Genomic DNA, 14,794 nt, shown 5'->3' with positions numbered 1-14,794 from the left:
GTCGACCCAGACAGGGTCCGCCAACGGCAGCGACCACGGCCGACCCGACCTCCCCTCCCCCAGCTCCGGCCCGCCGACCTGCTCCCCCACCCGCACCAGCCGCCAACCCCGGACCGGCGCCAGCTCGGTGAACGCGTCGATCACGTCGCCACGTTCAGCTGTCAGCAGCTGCACAACCCGACCAACGCACACCAAGCCCCAACAGTTATGAAACAACCTTTGGCACGCGAGCCCGGACTCGTCTGCTGTGACCCGCAGAGAGAATGCCTGCGGCCGTGAGTTGCCTGCTCCTTCAACGGACGGGACCAGAGCGGGCTGCACAGTGGGGAGGAGCGAAGTGTGCAGCGTCCAGCCGTGCCGGCCGCCTCACCCTGCGCACGCAGCGCTTCCAGGAGGGCTGGCGCCTCGTCCCAGTTCCCTCATCCGGGCTCCGCAGCCTTGCCCGGTCCTCGCCTCGTGCTCTTGGCAGGTCCTCTACCGCGAAGGCTTGCTGAAGAAGGTGACCGGACGCTGCTGCCGCTCTCCGTCGATGACGATGTCTACGGACTCGTTGTAGAAGGCCACGAGGTCCTTGATGATCCGCACGGAGGGCAGCGGATCGGGATAGCTCCAGGCGACGTCGGGAACTACGTCGGCGCCGTTCGCCCATGACCAGTACTCGGTCGCCACGCCCTTGTACGGGCAACGGGTTCGTGTGCTGGTCGGGGTGAACAGATCAAGGCGGACGTCCTCCCGCGGGAGGTAATAGCGGACCGGCAGATGCGTCTCGAACAACAGAACCGGCGTACGCGTATCCGCGACAACGGTGCCTTCGATCTCGACCTGGACGTGCCGGGTACTGGGCAGCGTGTCCACCCGGCTGTGCGGGTCACGCGGGTGCACGAAGATCTCCTCGTCCTCTTCGTACCAGTGGTCGAGTACCTCGTGGCCGAACCATTCGAAGCTGATGTAGCCGGCCAGCTCCTCACCGGGATAGGTCCAGGCCGCCGCACGGACGGTCTGATCCGCGAGCACGAGGTCGTAGAAGACCGTCGCTCCCGCATGACGCCGGGGGTTGGCGGGCCGCTCGGTCCTTCGCAGCAGATCCATCCGGACGTCTGCTGCCGGGAAGGCGTACAGGGGTACGGGACGGCCGGGCTCCCACACAAGAACCGCGCGGCGGCTGTCCACGACCGTGTTCTGGCCCTTGGTCGCCCGCACCCAGCGCTCGCTCGGCTCCCAGACCACGCAGTCGATCGAATCGGGCCGACGGCGTACGACCGGCACGGCCTCCGAGCCCTCGTGCATTGTGGCCATCGGTCTACCTCCTCAGTCCGGCAGCTGTCTCTGAACCCAGTGTCACGCCCTGACCGGTCATGGGGTGCTCGAGGCCGCGCCGGCCGCCGAACACGAGGCCCCACACGCCCCCGGTGTCGACCTCATGGGCCGACTGAACAAGCGTGTGGTCAGGGCCGCGTATCCCGCGGTGAGAACGACCAGGACGACACCGCCCACGGCATCCCGGGCCCGACGAGGCGGGCCTCGAAGAAGACGACGGCGGCCGGGGCGGCCACGCAGGCCGGAGCCAAGAAGCAGGCCGGCAGGAGCCCTGCAGCGCGTGACGAGGCGGCCATGCAGGGTGACCCTCGCTACCGCGACGGCCGGGGCGTGTAGTGCGGGAACGTGACGATCAACCCACCGCTCGTGCCCATGGGTGCCGCAGGCCCTCGAGCGGCAGACCGCGCCCGGAGCGCTGCCCGGCGGCCGGAGGATCACGGCGAGCCGCCACGGCTGCGAGCAGGCACTCCGCGTGCACCCTCAAGGATCGCGCCCTCCAGCTTCGCGCCCGACAGCTTTGCCCCGGTCAAGTCTGCGTTGCTCAGGTCTGCATGGGTCAGGTCTGCGCCGCGCAGGTCGGCGCCGGTCAGGTCGGCGCCGGTCAGGTCCGCGTCAGTCAAGTCCGCGTCGATCAGGACCACGCCGCGCAGGTCCGCGGTGCGCACGTTGGCGCCGATCAGGGACGCACGGGTCAAGTTGGCGCTCGAGTCGGCCTCACTGGTTTCGTTGGTTTCCTCGGCCCTGCTCAGGTGCGCGTTGTGAAGGTTCGCTCCGCCGAGGTCCGCGCCGGTCATGACGGCCGCACCCAAGCGCGCGTTGGTCAAAATGGCGCCTCCGAGAAATGCTTGCCGGAGGTCCGTGTCCTGCAGGTTCACGTCGGGCATGTTCGCATCGTCGAGGGACGCGCCGAAGAGGTCGAAATTCTCGAGGCCTGCGTGTCGGAGATCCGCGCCAGTGAAGTTCGCGAAGCGGAAGTTGCTGCGTCTGGGCATGCCGCCTTCTGTGAGGCCCACTTCGCGCTCCAGGCCGCGCAGATCGACACTGCTCAGATCCGCTCGGTACAGCGGCTTCCCGTCCTGGGTCACCTCACGGTCGGCGGACCGGTTGCCCAGCACGGAAACTACAGCCGCTACGTCGGTAGGGGGTCTGTACTCCTCTGCCGGCTTGAAGCCACTGACCGGAACGGGAGCGTGCTGGCGTACGAACGCGGACAGCACCGAGACGGCAGTGCGCTGATCTCGAGAGGAGTCCTGCATGATGCGTTGCAGGGCGTAGATACCCCCTAGGCGCACATCCAACGATGCTGATCCCAGGTTGGTGATCGCCGCGTTGAACCGGGTGGTGATCTGCCCCTGCTCGGAGATCTGTAGATCTTTGTTGGTCTGCCCGACCGACATCCACGTGAACAGCAGGGCGACGAGCGCAGCCAGTCCCGGCAGCATGGACGCCGCGAGTGCCACCCACGTCAGTCGGCTGACCCCGGTGTCGCGGCCCGGCCCGAGTGAGCGGCTGCGTTGCCGTCGGTGATCCCTGGCGGCTCGTCGACGTGCGATCCGGCGGAGTTGTGCGGCGGCAGACGGCTCGGTCATCCACTCATAACATCCCAGGAAACAGTTCCCATTTCTCCGCCACGCTGCCGTAGCACCCGATCATGACTCTCCGGAGGTGGTCGTAGAGGAAGAGTCGGTGTCCATGGTCATCGTGCACGGCCCCGGCGTCGTGCCGGTCGATGGACTGCGGAGACCATCGGCAGCATATGGTCCGCGCCACTCCGTGCTCAGCGATCCCCCAGCCACTCCCCGACGCGGATCGTCGAGATCAGCGAGGTCTTCGACCGCATCATGGGCTGGGCCAAAGACCGCCGAGACATCGTCAACAACCCTGCGGGTCAATACACCTAGCGCTTTGGTGGACGTTCCAGGTCACGGCACCAACCGGGAAGCTCAGCAGTAGGCGGTCCTGGCGGCCTACGGCACGCCTGCTAAATCCGCTAGAGGGCGGTCGCTGCCTCACCAGCGCTCGAAAGTTCTCCCTGTTGCGCAGCGAACTCAGGCACGGATCCTGCTTGGCTTCCTCCTTATCGCGCTCGTTGGCAAGCGCTTAGCGCAGCTGCTGGATAGCGCCGTCTGGGCTTGCTTCCCACGGAGATGCGAGAAAAGCACTCAAGGCAGGCTCATGCCGTGCGCTGGGCAGCCCGGGGGCGGCACCGCTGCGGAGCCTCCGGGAGAAACTCGGGGCGCGGGGTGGTCACGAGGCCTCCGAAGCCATGAATGGAGCGGCCACCGTCACGGAGGAGAATCCCGGCAGGGCGCTCACGAACGTCTCTAGTGGCGTCGGACCCCACGAGGCCGCAGACCCGCTCCGGTCATACAAGATCCCAAGCCGGAGGCGGCAGCGACCAGTTCCTCGGCTGTGGCCTGATCCGGGGCATGCCTCACGGAACGCCTCGATCTGGGCGAGGAGAGCACCACTACCCAAAGGGCGCATCGGGTCGCCCACCGTCATCGTGCGCCACGCACTGGTCGACGCGGGGGTGGCCCGGCAGACCGGGCTGTCCCAGTCGACGGAACCCCGGATCTGGCGGACCTTCGGCCTCAAGCCGCACCTGGGCGTTGATGGCTCAGGCTGATGCTCCGTTGGCCGCGGAAGCACTGACAGCCCCCGGCTCGACGCGTGTCCGGGATCACAGGCGGCTCGCGGGACGGGCGGAATGTAGTGACCACCGGGGCGGTTGATACCAGCACGCATTCAATGCATGTGCACATACCGTCTGGTACCTCAAGGAGCACCCCCGTGAGCGCCACCGCGTCCTCCGTCTCCCGCGCGGCCGAGATCCTGTCCCGGCCCGTCGCGCTGAACGGCCTGACCGTCCCGAACCGCATTGTGATGGCGCCGATGACGCGCATGTTCTCCCCGGGCGGCGTCCCCGGTGAGGACGTGCGGTCGTACTACGCCCGTCGCGCCGCCGCGGGCGTGGGCCTGATCGTCACCGAAGGGACCTACGTCGGCCACGACTCGGCCGGGCAGAGTGACCGCGTGCCGCGGTTCCACGGTGAGGAGCAGCTGGCGGGGTGGGCCAAGGTCGCCGAGGCCGTTCATGCGGCGGGCGGCACGATTGTGCCGCAGCTGTGGCACATCGGCATGGTGCGCAAGCAGGGCGACCCGCCCTACGCCGATGCCCCCGCCGTCGGTCCCTCCGGCATCCGCGTTGACGGCACCGAGGGCGCCGGCAAGGCGATGGCCAAGGGCGACCTGGACGACGTCATCGGCGCCTTCGCCGAAGCCGCCGCGGACGCCGAGCGCATCGGCTTCGACGGCGTAGAACTGCACGGCGCCCACGGCTATCTCCTCGACCAGTTCCTGTGGGCGGGGACGAACCGCCGTACCGATGCCTACGGCGGCGACCCCGTGGCCCGTACGAAGTTCGCGGCCGAGATCGTGGCTGCCGTCCGCGAGACCGTCTCGCCCGACTTCCCGGTGATCTTCCGCTACTCGCAGTGGAAGCAGGAGGCTTACAACGCGAGGCTCGCCGAGGCCCCGGAGGAGCTGGAGGCGATCCTGACCCCGCTGGCGGCGGCCGGCGTCGACGCCTTCCACGCCTCCACCCGCCGCTACTGGCTCCCGGAGTTCGAGGGCTCGGACCTGAACCTCGCGGGCTGGACCAAGAAGCTCACCGGGAAGCCCACCATCACCGTCGGCTCGGTCAGCCTCGACGGCGACTTCATCCGCGCGTTCTCAGGCGAGGGCGCCCCGGTCCGTGGCATCGACAACCTCCTCGACCGCCTGGAGCGCGACGAATTCGATATGGTCGCTGTCGGCCGCGCCCTGCTCCAGGACCCGGAGTGGGCGGCGAAGGTCCTCGGGGACCGGTTCGAGGAGCTGAAGCCGTACGACGCGGCGGCGCTGAAGACGCTGAGCTAGGTGTATTACCCGGGCAATTGGTCGAGTTGGTGAGACGACACGGCCGCGGGCACGACGCGGACGGCACATCCGCCGCCGGTGACGGCAAGGCCAAGCGGGTTCACCTGAGAGGTGCGACCTTCGGGGGCTTGAGCCGAATGCGCAGCCAACGCGCTCGTACGGCTCCCCGGTAGGACCGCCGCAGCGATGCGGCGGTCCTACCCCGGCTGCGACAGTCCGCCGGGAGTGCGAGCGTTATGGACCGCCGATACGCGGACCAGCCGACGGCCGTCCCGCAGGATGGTCTCCGGCTACGAAAATCTTGCCACTGCCGCGGAAAAGCCCAGCCGCGTACGCGTGAACGTGCCCACTCCGGCCCACTGCACAACGCCGGGCAATTCGAGAGAAGTTACGCCACGGGGGCCGATGCTTTCCCTACGAAGATTCCCATTGACCGGTGTCGGCCGGGGAGTCGGGCGTGGCGCTGAGGGGCAGGAGCTGGGGGCGCTTTGCGGTGCGGCCGTCGCCGGAGGACTGGCCGCGCAGTCGGCGTCCGAGCCAGGGGCCGAGGAATGCGGCCGCCCAGCGCAGTTCGGCTGCTACCGCTTGCCGGCGAGCGGGCACTGCCCGTGGCGGCAGGGGGAGCGTCCAGGCATCGTCGCTTCCGGGCAAGTGGATCGCGTGCGCGACGGCCGCGGCGATCCGCTCATGACCGAGGGGGCTGGCGTGGAGTCGGTCCCCGCTCCACAGCCGTGGGTCGGCGGCGACGGCATGCCGGGCGGTTTCGGCAACCGTGACGTTGTGACGGTCGGCCGCGGCGCGGATGCGGGCATTGAGGTCGAACACGCGCGACCTGATCGGCCGGGCAAGGGGCGCGATCTTCCCCACGTCGGGAAAGGTGAGGGTGACCACGTGGGCTCCGGCCGCCGTGAGCGCCGCGAACATCTCCTCCAGGTGCCCGGCCACCTCTGCGGCGTCGAACCGGGGCCGGAGCAGGTCGTTGACCCCGGCGACGACGGTGGCCAGGTCGGGGCGCAGGGCCAGAGCGGGCCCCAACTGCTCGGCGCGGACCTGGTCGGCGACGCGTCCTCTCACGGCCAGATTGGCGTACCGGAGCCCGGGATTTACGGCCGCGAGGTGCTCGGCGAGCCGATCGGCCCAGCCCCGCAGGCCGGCGGTGTCGTCGCCGTCTCCGAGCCCTTCGGTCTGGCTGTCACCCAGGGCGACATAGCGCAGGTATTCACCGCTCGGCATGAGTGGTCCTTTCCTTGAGGACGGCTGCGATCCGCCGGCACCAGTCCCGGTGCTCCTGCTCAAAGGCCAGGCCGCGCAGGCAGGTCAGGTACGGCCCGATCCGCTCGCCTCGGCGTAGGAATTCCTCCTCGTCCGCATCGCCGCGCATCCGCCGCAGCAGCTCGCCGAGAAGCTCGATCTTGGCTTCAGCTGCCGACGCCCGCTCTTCGAGCTGTTCGATCACCGCCGCGGTACCGATGCGGTCAGCGACCTGGACCTTGACGAGCAGATCGTCGCGGATGAAGGAGGGCTTCGATACGGCTGCCGCGAACTTCCCCAGCTCGGCGCGACCGGCGTGGGTGACCCGGAACAGACGCTTGTTGGGCCGGGTCTCCTGGACCACCTCCCGCCCTGTGACCAGCCCTTCCTTCTCCAGCTTGGTCAGCTCGGCGTAGAGCTGCTGGGGCAGGGCGTGCCAAAAGTTCGCGACGCCGATGTCGAACGCCTTGGCCAGCTGGTATCCGCTGTACTCGCCGTCCAGGAGCGCCGCCAGCACGGCATGTCTCAAGGCCATCGAAGCCGCCCCCCTTCCCTTTCCTCGTCCGCCACTGTCTCATACTCAAGAAAATGACTAATCATATTCTTGCATATAAGGAGAATTCATGGAGACTGCTGAGCGCTTCCGCGCTGCAGTGGAGAAGGGCGAACTCGCCGCACTGGACAACCTGTTCACCGAGGACATCCGCCTCTACAGCCCCGTGAAGTTCACCCCCTTCGAGGGCAAGCCCCTGGTGCTGGGACTCTTCGGCGTCCTGCTGCGCACTTTCGAGGACTTCCGCTACATCGGACACTTCGAGGGCACGGCCGAGACCAGTGCCGACGGCGAAGATGCTCCGTCAGCGATCCTGCTCTTCCGGGCCACCGTTCGCGGTAAGCAGATCCACGGCATCGACCTGCTCCAGTTCGACGAGACGGGCCGGATCAAGGAGTTCACCGTGATGGTTCGACCCCACTCCGCCGTGCAGGCCCTGGGGCAAGCGGTACTCGCGGGCCTGGTCGCCGACGGCCTCGTCCCCGAGCCCGCCGACCGCTAGAGATGCCACGAAGCGGGAGGGCCGGGCCGAGCCCTCGGCGAATCTGCTCCGCCGGCTCGACGATGATCCCCTCCGGGCGGCGAACGTAGGAGAGCCGATAGCTGTCGTCGTAGCGCTCCACGTCGCCAACGAGCTCCGCGCCGAGGGCTCGCAGGCCAGCGACGACGGCGGCGATATCGTCGACTGCGCATGCGGCGGTCAGCTCGAGCCGTCCGTGGCCGTCCGGGGTCTTCACCATCGCGATCTCCGCCCGGACGACCTCGAGCCCCACCACGCGGTCCACGACTGTTCTTACGGACCAGGTGGTCGCGTTCGGCGACGTCCGTGGCCTCCCCACCCTGCGGGCGGGGATGGACCGTGATCCCGGCTAGGCTTCGAGTGGGACGCGGCCACCCACGTAGCGCGGCGTCGAGTCCGGACCAGGGCTCGAAGGCCCGAGCGGAAGGAGTCGTCATGGACCCTCAGCGAGATCAGGTTCTGGTCGTCACTCCCCGTGACAGAAGGCCGGGGCCCCACACTCCGGGGATGGACTGGCAAGAGGCTTTCGCCACCGAGGGAACGTGGTCGGGATACGTCCGCACGGAAGCCGGAATGGTCTCCGGCTGGCACCACCACGGCGAATGCGAATCAGTGATCTACGTCCTGACCGGCGCGCTGAAGATGGAGTTCGGCCCGGACGGCTCGAATACCATGGAAGCCGGCCCCGGCGACTTCATCTACGTACCGAAGCGCGCCGTGCACCGAGAGAGCAACCCCTCCGCAGAGGCCGCCGACATCATCGTCGTGAGAGCCGGGACCGGGGAGTCCACGTTCAACGTCGACAGACCGACTCCGGGCTGAGACAGACCGTTCACCGAGCTGAACCCGCGTCAGTTCGGCAAGCTGATCACCGAGCTGCGGCAGCAGGCCGCAGACCCGGTGCCGTGACTCGATCTTGACGACCTCGGGGCGGGCTGGGGCGGGTGATCGGGCCGTCGAGATGAACTACCGCCAAAACACTTGGTTCGCCGTGCTTGCTCGTTGCATGAAGTGCTTCGTTGGACCTCGCGTCCAAGGTCCTTCCAGCAACCGCCCGAGGCGAGGCGTGCATGGCTACACCATCGTGTGCGCGGCCTTCGGGAACCGCCCCGCGTTCTGGCCGGTCATACCCGCAGGCGTCGGAGTGACGGTCGCTGTTGCGAGGCTGAGCCAGGTGATCCGGCGACGCGGCGGCCCGCCCGCCGAGGACACGCCCGTCGGGACGTCACCGGCCGGGACCTGACGGCAGGAGCGCGACTCGCCCGCGGTGGGGAATATGCGGACGGGACCGCGCCGATCTCAGCTCTGCCCGGTGCTCCGCCGCGCCCACGCTGAACAACAATGGCCTCTTTAACTTTCCGCGCCGGATGCGCCAGGTGCCGTACAGCCCGGCGAACGCCCCGATGTTCACGGAGAAGCCGGTCTCCCCCACGGCGCGGTACACCCCGCCGCACACAGCCAGCAGGGCACCAGACTCCCTCACCGGGCAGCTCTCCAACTCCTGCCGGCCCACCCGCCCCCCGGACTGCCGCGCCAGTCTTCCCCAACACCCAGCACCGCTCCGGCACCCACAACCTGCAGCCCGCACACCCGGGTTGGCACATGCAGCCGTACGGGTCCGGCCGCAGCCCGACACAATCGCCCGGCTCGGCCGCCTCGCCGAAATGAGAGCGTCGCAGCGACGAAGGGCCCTGTGACGTGCCTCACCCACACTAGCCGGTCATGCGCACGAACTGCCTGGTCAGCGCCGCCAACCAGCAGTCGACGGCTGCCCGTTGGCCGAATTCGTCAACAAGCTGTCATTGCGGCCAGTTGGACGTCGGATACAGGCTGTGACCGTGTTACAGCGACGCGTTGTAGTGGTCGTGTACTCCGGTGCGCAGGCCCTGGACATCACCGGACCCATAGAAGTGTTCGATACGGCCAACCGGCTCCTCCCCAGATCGGGTGCCCCTTACCGGATCGAGTTCGTCTCCATCGATGCACCACTGGTGCGCACCAGTTCGGGAGTGATGATTGAAGCCGCGCCGCTGGAGGCAGGGCATGGCCCTATCGACACCCTCCTCGTCCCGGGGGGATGGAGCCTGCGGGACGCGTTGAAGAACCGGGCGCTGGTCTCGTGGATCGGGCAGGCAGCCGCCCGGTCGCGGAGAGTCGCATCCGTATGTGGCGGATCGTTTCTGCTGGCCGAGGCCGGCCTGCTCGACGGGCGGCGAGCCACCACCCATTGGGCGTACTGCGAGGAGATGGCCTGCCGCTACCCGGACGTGACCGTGGACCCGGAGCCGATCTTCGTCTGGGACGGCCGGTTCGTCACCTCGGCGGGGGTGTCGACCGGGATCGACATGGCCCTCGCTCTGGTGGAGGCGGACCACGGCGCGGCGCTCGCGCTGGAGACAGCACGGTTTCTGGTGCTGTTCCTCAAACGGCACGGAGGGCAGGCTCAGTTCAGTGCTGTCCTGGACGCCCAGTTGGCAGACCACGCGCCGATCCGGGCCGCACAGGAGTGGATCCTGGACAACCTCCAAGACCCGTTACCCGTGGCCGAGATCGCCCAGCAGGCCAATATGAGCCTGCGCAACTTCGCCCGGGTGTTCCGGCGCGAGGTGGGCACGACCCCCGGCCAGTACGTCGAGCGCACGCGTATCGCCCGCGCCCGCGAGCTCCTGGAGACCACCGATCTGACGACGAGCCAGGTAGCCCGCCGCTGCGGATTCGCGGCCCCCGAGACGTTCATCCGCTCCTTCGGACGAGCCTTGGGGCTCACTCCGAACCAGTACCGGCACCGCTTTCAGGTCGTCTCGCCGTCCGGCCTCGTCGTCCAGCCCGACCAAGCGGACAGGAGCTCCGTATGACAGCCAGGACACGCGGCAGGCCCGAGGAAGGCGGTGTGCGCCTTGTCGACTACCTGGCCGCAGAGTTGGTCCGGGCCGGCGTCACCCACATGTTCGGCGTTGGCGGAGCCAACATCGAGGACCTGTACGACGCCGTCCACCGCACGGGCACCATCCGCGGCGTCGTCGCCAAACACGAATTCTCCGCGGTCACCATGGCCGACGGATACGCCCGCGCCACGAGGCGCCTCGGCGTAGTCGCAGCCACCTCGGGCGGCGGTGCGATGAATCTCGTGCCCGGTCTGGCGGAGGCTCACGCCTCCCGCGTGCCGCTGCTGGCCCTCGTGGGACAGCCGCCCACCGCGCAGGAGGGCCGCGGGGCGTTCCAGGACTCCAGCGGCAAGGCAGGCTCGTTCGACGCCCGTGAGGTGTTCACGCCCGTATCGCGGTTCTGCGCTCGGGCCGAAGACGCCGACTCGTTCGCGGAGTTGCTGCCTCAGGCGATCGCGGCGGCACGGGCCGATCCCAAGGGGCCCGCGGTGCTGCTGCTGCCCAAGGACCTGCAACAGGCACAGGTCACAGTGCCCGTGCCCGGAGTGACGTCGACGCCGGTCGTGCCGCCGCCGACCACCGCGGCCGCAAGCGTGGAATCCGACGCCCGGGACGCCGCATCGGCCGCGCTGCGCGGGGCGAGCCGTGTCCTCGTCATCGCCGGCGAGGGCGTGGCAGCCTCGGATGCGCGCGAGGAGCTGGCGGAGCTCGCCCGGCGGCTCGGGGCCTGGGTGGCGGTCACCCCGGACGCCAAGGACGTGTTCGACAACCGGGACCCCCGGTTCGCAGGTGTGGCCGGAGTGATGGGGCACGCAAATGTCGAAGACTGCCTGCGCAGGGCCGACTTGTGCATGCTGGTCGGCACCCGGCTGCCGTTACTGGCACGGGGAGGGCTGGACCAAGCCCTGGCCGCCATTCCCGTCGTCTGTATCGATCCCGAACCACCGTTCGTGGCCGGCATCGCGTTGGGCGGGAACCTGCGGGACACGCTGCGCGCCGTCGTCGGCCGGCTCCCCTCGCGCCCGCTTCCCTGCCCGGAGCACACCGGCCCCTCACCGACGCCCCTGCCAACTACCGTTTCGCAGGCCCTTGGTGGAAGCATTTCCTACCCCGAAGCGGTCGCCGCGGTCGAAGCGGCACTCCCCCAGGACGCGCACGTCTTCGTGGACGCCGGCAACGCAGGGGCCAGCGCCATCCATCTGCTTCCCGCACCGCGCCACGGCCGCTTCGTCGTGGCGGTCGGCATGGGCGGCATGGGCTACACCTTCGGAGCCGGCATCGGCGCCGCGCTCGCCACGGGCCGACGCACCTACGTGCTCGCGGGCGACGGAGCGTTCTTCATGCACGGGATGGAAGTGCACACCGCCGTGGAGTACGCCGCACCCGTAACCTTCGTGATCTTCAACAACAACGCCCACGCCATGTGCGCGCTGCGCGAGGAGCTCTTCCAGGGCGGCGTCCGCAGCGACGACCTGTTCGCCCGGAGCAACATCGCCGCCGGGGTGGCCGCCGCCTTCCCGGCCCTTGAGGTCACCTGGGCCGACGACGCAGCGCGGCTGCGCCAGGCGCTGCTGCGCAGTAACGCGAGCAGCGGTCCGGCGTTCATCGCGCTGGACTGCGACGCCCGGGAGATCCCGCCGTTCCTGCCCTTCCTGTCCGTCACCGAAAGCACCGAACACGAGGAGAGTTCCGATGAGCGCGGACCCGTCCACGTTGGCTGACATCCCCGGCCTGATGCGGATCGAGATCACCGACAGGGAGGAGATGACCGCCCACTGCATGGACCTCACCCACGCCGTCTATCCACATCACCAGGTCTACGGGCAGTACTGCACCATCCAGGAGCATGTCGACTGCCCGCCGGAGCAGGCCTATGACTACCTGCGCCAGGGCCACCACCTGGAGGAGTGGACCTACAGCTTGCGGGGCTTCGCGCCCACAGCCACCCCGGGGCTGTGGGTCGGCCACGACCGGCTCGAGCACGAAACCAGCATCTATTGCAAGGTGGTGGCCAACCCCGAGGCCATGACCGTGGACTACCACTGCTCCTGGGACCAGGGCGACAAGCTGTGGATGATATACCTGATGCGCGTCGTCCCTGCCCGGCTGGTGCTCGACAAGCCGGGGTCGGTGATCACTTGGACCAACTGCCACCACCCGTATTACGACGACAACCCGCACCCCGAGATGTCGCCCCGCCCGGATCGGCCGTGGGTCGGCGACTACTGGGATCTGTTCTACGCGGGCCACACCGTGGAGATGAACAACCTCAAGGCGATCCTCGAGCACCGCCACCGCGGCGGCCTGCCCGTCAGTGTGCCGCCGGTGACGGCGGTGGTCCGTTGAATACGGTCAGCCTCACCGATGTCGCAAGCTACCTTCCCGGCGAACCGGTTCCCGCCGAGTTCTACACCGAATACCCCGGAGCCGAGGACAAGCTACGCCACCATCCCATGTTCAAGATCCCGCCTTTGCGGCATCACGTGGCCGCCGACGAGACCAACGCGGACATGATCGAGCGCGCCGTACAGCCCCTGATCGAGCGGCACGGCAAAGATGAGATCCGCAACGTGGATGTGCTGTTGGTGCACAGCCAGCTGCCGGACCTGCCGTTCGTGGGCGCGGGCACCGAAGTGGCACGCCGTCTGGGCCTGCACCCGGAATGGCTGATCGACGTGGCCAACGCCGGCTGCGCCTCATTCGTGTACATGCTCAAACTGGCCCGGCGGCTGCTCACCACCACCGACGCGAAGACCGCCCTGATCTGCAACGCGCAGAGCGCCGCGGGCCAGTGCTTCACCCAGTCCGAGGTGCGCAGGCTCGCCCAGGCCGCAATCCCCGGCGACGGCTGCGGCGTGGGATACGTGACCACCTCGGCCGGCGCCCCGGTGCTGGACGTGGAGACCCGGCACATCGGCGACTACGCCGGGGACATGACCGTGATGCTCGACGACGGCCGCAAGTACTGGGAGGCCGGGGAATCCCAGCTGCGGATCGGGTTCACCGAAGCGAGCATCGCCAAGGTCCTCGCGCGCGGGAACCGCCTCGTACCAGAGGTCGTCACGGACCTGTGCGGCCGGCTCGGGGTGGCCACCACCGAGATCGACGTCTTCATCACCAACCAGCCCAACCGAGCCTTCCTGCGGAACTGGCGCGAAGCGCTGCAACTGCCGCCCGAACGGCACCTGCACACGTTCGATCAGTGCGGGAATCTTTTCGGAGCAGCGATCCCGATCACATTGGACCGCGCCATCCGCTCACAACACGTCAAGGACGGCCATCTGGTGGTGCTGGGGGGATTCGCCCACGCCGGCGACTTCGCCGGTGCCGCCGCCATCCGCTGGCACAGCGGTCGGGGATGACGGGGACATCTCGTCGTCCTGTGGGCATGCCTGGTCAAGGCTGCCAGGCATCGACCGGCCATGGCAGGGCCGCATCCTCGAAGAGCCTCTCGCCAACGGCGCCGAGCCCTTCACCTCACACCCGCCTTCTTCCCCGGAGCCAAACCGATCTCCGTCACACGTCCGCCGCCGCCACTTCGGCCGCCGAACAGGATTCGCGCCCTCGGTGATCTCGCCAAGGCCGCCAAGGCCGATGGCTCAGATCTGACGGTCGTTCCGATGGCGGCCAAGGGCTCGACCGAAACGCTCCGAGATCCCCGGCATACGGCTTTCGCCGTCAGCCGGCCGGTCCAGGCCGAAGAAAGTCCGGCTCGCCCGGAGTCTGCGCAGAGAGGCCGCGTCCCGGTAGCCGACCTGTCGCGCGATGTCCGCGGCCGGTGGCAAGGTGGTGGCGCGCAGGTGCTTCGCCCGCTCAGAGCGCAGCGCACGGATGAACGCGTAGGGCGAGACACCGTGCCGTTCTCGCATACGGCGTTCCAAGGTGCGGCGGGTGGTGCTGAGGGCGAGTGCCGCGTCGGCCACACTGATGGAGCAGTGAAGGTTGGCCCGCACCCACGCCTCGAAGTCGTTCGTCAATTGATCGTGGTCCGACAGGTAGTGGGTCACCGCGTTGACGCTCTCTGCAGGACGTTCATCGATGAGCAGGGCGCTCGCCGTCTCCCTGGCCAGCGCCGGGCTGACCCGGGCAACGAGACTCATCGCGAGGTCGATGTGAGCAAACGCGGTACCGGCCGTGGCGATGTTGCCGTCGAGAACCACCATCCGGGACATGTCCAGCTCCAGGGTGGCGTAGCGGAGTTGGTCATCCCGCCTCGGTCGCACATGCCGTGAGCACGGAGATGTTCGCGAGCGAGGGGTAACGCCGCAGGTAGTTTGCTGGTCGCCGCGATCGTCTGAACGACCTCCGCCGAGGCGACCGCGCTCCTCGGCGCCGCGGGCACGGTCC

General features: G+C 68.4%; 13 protein-coding genes. 8 read left to right on the top strand and 5 right to left on the bottom strand.

Going from position 1 to position 14,794, the window contains the following annotated elements; all coding sequences use genetic code 11:
- Positions 1-474: 474 nt before the first annotated feature.
- Positions 475-1,296: a DUF427 domain-containing protein gene (locus tag OG741_RS37345; RefSeq protein WP_405605256.1), complete on the bottom strand. Its 822-nt coding sequence runs from the start codon at positions 1,294-1,296 to the stop codon at positions 475-477.
- Positions 1,297-1,751: 455 nt separating this feature from the next.
- Positions 1,752-2,906, bottom strand: coding sequence for a pentapeptide repeat-containing protein (locus OG741_RS37340; RefSeq protein WP_405605254.1), 1,155 nt, complete (start codon positions 2,904-2,906; stop codon positions 1,752-1,754).
- Between the two features lie 917 nt (positions 2,907-3,823).
- On the opposite strand from OG741_RS37340, the gene OG741_RS37335 reads away from it, so the two are divergent.
- Positions 3,824-3,946: a hypothetical protein gene (locus tag OG741_RS37335; protein WP_405605252.1), complete on the top strand. Its 123-nt coding sequence runs from the start codon at positions 3,824-3,826 to the stop codon at positions 3,944-3,946.
- 122 nt (positions 3,947-4,068) lie between these two features.
- Positions 4,069-5,238: an NADH:flavin oxidoreductase gene (locus OG741_RS37330; RefSeq protein ID WP_405605249.1), complete on the top strand. Its 1,170-nt coding sequence runs from the start codon at positions 4,069-4,071 to the stop codon at positions 5,236-5,238.
- 414 nt (positions 5,239-5,652) lie between these two features.
- Here OG741_RS37330 and OG741_RS37325 read toward each other — a convergent pair whose 3' ends face one another.
- Positions 5,653-6,471: an SGNH/GDSL hydrolase family protein gene (locus tag OG741_RS37325; RefSeq protein ID WP_405605247.1), complete on the bottom strand. Its 819-nt coding sequence runs from the start codon at positions 6,469-6,471 to the stop codon at positions 5,653-5,655.
- Positions 6,458-7,024, bottom strand: coding sequence for a PadR family transcriptional regulator (locus OG741_RS37320; RefSeq protein WP_405605245.1), 567 nt, complete (start codon positions 7,022-7,024; stop codon positions 6,458-6,460). The genes OG741_RS37325 and OG741_RS37320 overlap by 14 nt, the downstream gene beginning before the upstream one ends.
- An 88-nt stretch (positions 7,025-7,112) precedes the next feature.
- On the opposite strand from OG741_RS37320, the gene OG741_RS37315 reads away from it, so the two are divergent.
- The 6 genes from OG741_RS37315 (at position 7,113) to OG741_RS37290 (ending at position 13,809) form a co-directional block, all read left to right on the top strand.
- Complete coding sequence (locus OG741_RS37315) at positions 7,113-7,544, top strand: nuclear transport factor 2 family protein (RefSeq protein WP_405605243.1); 432 nt, start codon at positions 7,113-7,115, stop codon at positions 7,542-7,544.
- Between the two features lie 525 nt (positions 7,545-8,069).
- Positions 8,070-8,384: a cupin domain-containing protein gene (locus OG741_RS37310; protein WP_405605240.1), complete on the top strand. Its 315-nt coding sequence runs from the start codon at positions 8,070-8,072 to the stop codon at positions 8,382-8,384.
- Between the two features lie 1,016 nt (positions 8,385-9,400).
- Entirely contained in the window at positions 9,401-10,417 is a 1,017-nt protein-coding gene (locus OG741_RS37305; RefSeq protein ID WP_405605237.1) for a GlxA family transcriptional regulator, read from the top strand.
- Positions 10,414-12,168, top strand: coding sequence for a thiamine pyrophosphate-binding protein (locus OG741_RS37300; protein ID WP_405605235.1), 1,755 nt, complete (start codon positions 10,414-10,416; stop codon positions 12,166-12,168). Before OG741_RS37305 ends, OG741_RS37300 begins: the two co-directional genes overlap by 4 nt.
- On the top strand, positions 12,140-12,793 hold the full coding sequence (locus OG741_RS37295) for an SRPBCC family protein (protein WP_405605233.1): 654 nt from the start codon (positions 12,140-12,142) through the stop codon (positions 12,791-12,793). The genes OG741_RS37300 and OG741_RS37295 overlap by 29 nt, the downstream gene beginning before the upstream one ends.
- Positions 12,790-13,809 carry a 3-oxoacyl-ACP synthase III family protein gene (locus tag OG741_RS37290; RefSeq protein WP_405605231.1) on the top strand — a complete coding sequence of 340 codons (1,020 nt, stop codon included), beginning with the start codon at positions 12,790-12,792 and terminating at the stop codon, positions 13,807-13,809. Before OG741_RS37295 ends, OG741_RS37290 begins: the two co-directional genes overlap by 4 nt.
- Positions 13,810-14,046: 237 nt before the next feature.
- On the opposite strand, the gene OG741_RS37285 is transcribed toward OG741_RS37290, so the two are convergent.
- Positions 14,047-14,619, bottom strand: coding sequence for a helix-turn-helix domain-containing protein (locus OG741_RS37285; protein ID WP_405605229.1), 573 nt, complete (start codon positions 14,617-14,619; stop codon positions 14,047-14,049).
- Between the last annotated feature and the right edge of the window lie 175 nt (positions 14,620-14,794).

Origin of the sequence: Streptomyces sp. NBC_01410 (assembly GCF_045040195.1) — a bacterium.
Classification (GTDB): Bacteria; Actinomycetota; Actinomycetes; order Streptomycetales; family Streptomycetaceae; genus Streptomyces.
Note: the sequence above shows the minus strand (reverse complement) of the source record. Positions and strands in the feature narration are given on the sequence as shown.

Excerpts from the sequence above, each read along its gene's own strand:
- OG741_RS37345 (WP_405605256.1), bottom strand. The coding sequence starts at position 1,296 with ATGGCCACAATGCACGAGGGCTCGGAGGCCGTGCCGGTCGTACGCCGT.
- OG741_RS37330 (WP_405605249.1), top strand. The coding sequence starts at position 4,069 with ATGCATGTGCACATACCGTCTGGTACCTCAAGGAGCACCCCCGTGAGC.
- OG741_RS37285 (WP_405605229.1), bottom strand. The coding sequence starts at position 14,619 with ATGTCCCGGATGGTGGTTCTCGACGGCAACATCGCCACGGCCGGTACC.
- OG741_RS37340 (WP_405605254.1), bottom strand. The coding sequence starts at position 2,906 with ATGACCGAGCCGTCTGCCGCCGCACAACTCCGCCGGATCGCACGTCGA.
- OG741_RS37315 (WP_405605243.1), top strand. The coding sequence starts at position 7,113 with ATGGAGACTGCTGAGCGCTTCCGCGCTGCAGTGGAGAAGGGCGAACTC.
- OG741_RS37300 (WP_405605235.1), top strand. The coding sequence starts at position 10,414 with ATGACAGCCAGGACACGCGGCAGGCCCGAGGAAGGCGGTGTGCGCCTT.
- OG741_RS37325 (WP_405605247.1), bottom strand. The coding sequence starts at position 6,471 with ATGCCGAGCGGTGAATACCTGCGCTATGTCGCCCTGGGTGACAGCCAG.
- OG741_RS37310 (WP_405605240.1), top strand. The coding sequence starts at position 8,070 with ATGGACTGGCAAGAGGCTTTCGCCACCGAGGGAACGTGGTCGGGATAC.
- OG741_RS37320 (WP_405605245.1), bottom strand. The coding sequence starts at position 7,024 with ATGGCCTTGAGACATGCCGTGCTGGCGGCGCTCCTGGACGGCGAGTAC.
- OG741_RS37295 (WP_405605233.1), top strand. The coding sequence starts at position 12,140 with ATGAGCGCGGACCCGTCCACGTTGGCTGACATCCCCGGCCTGATGCGG.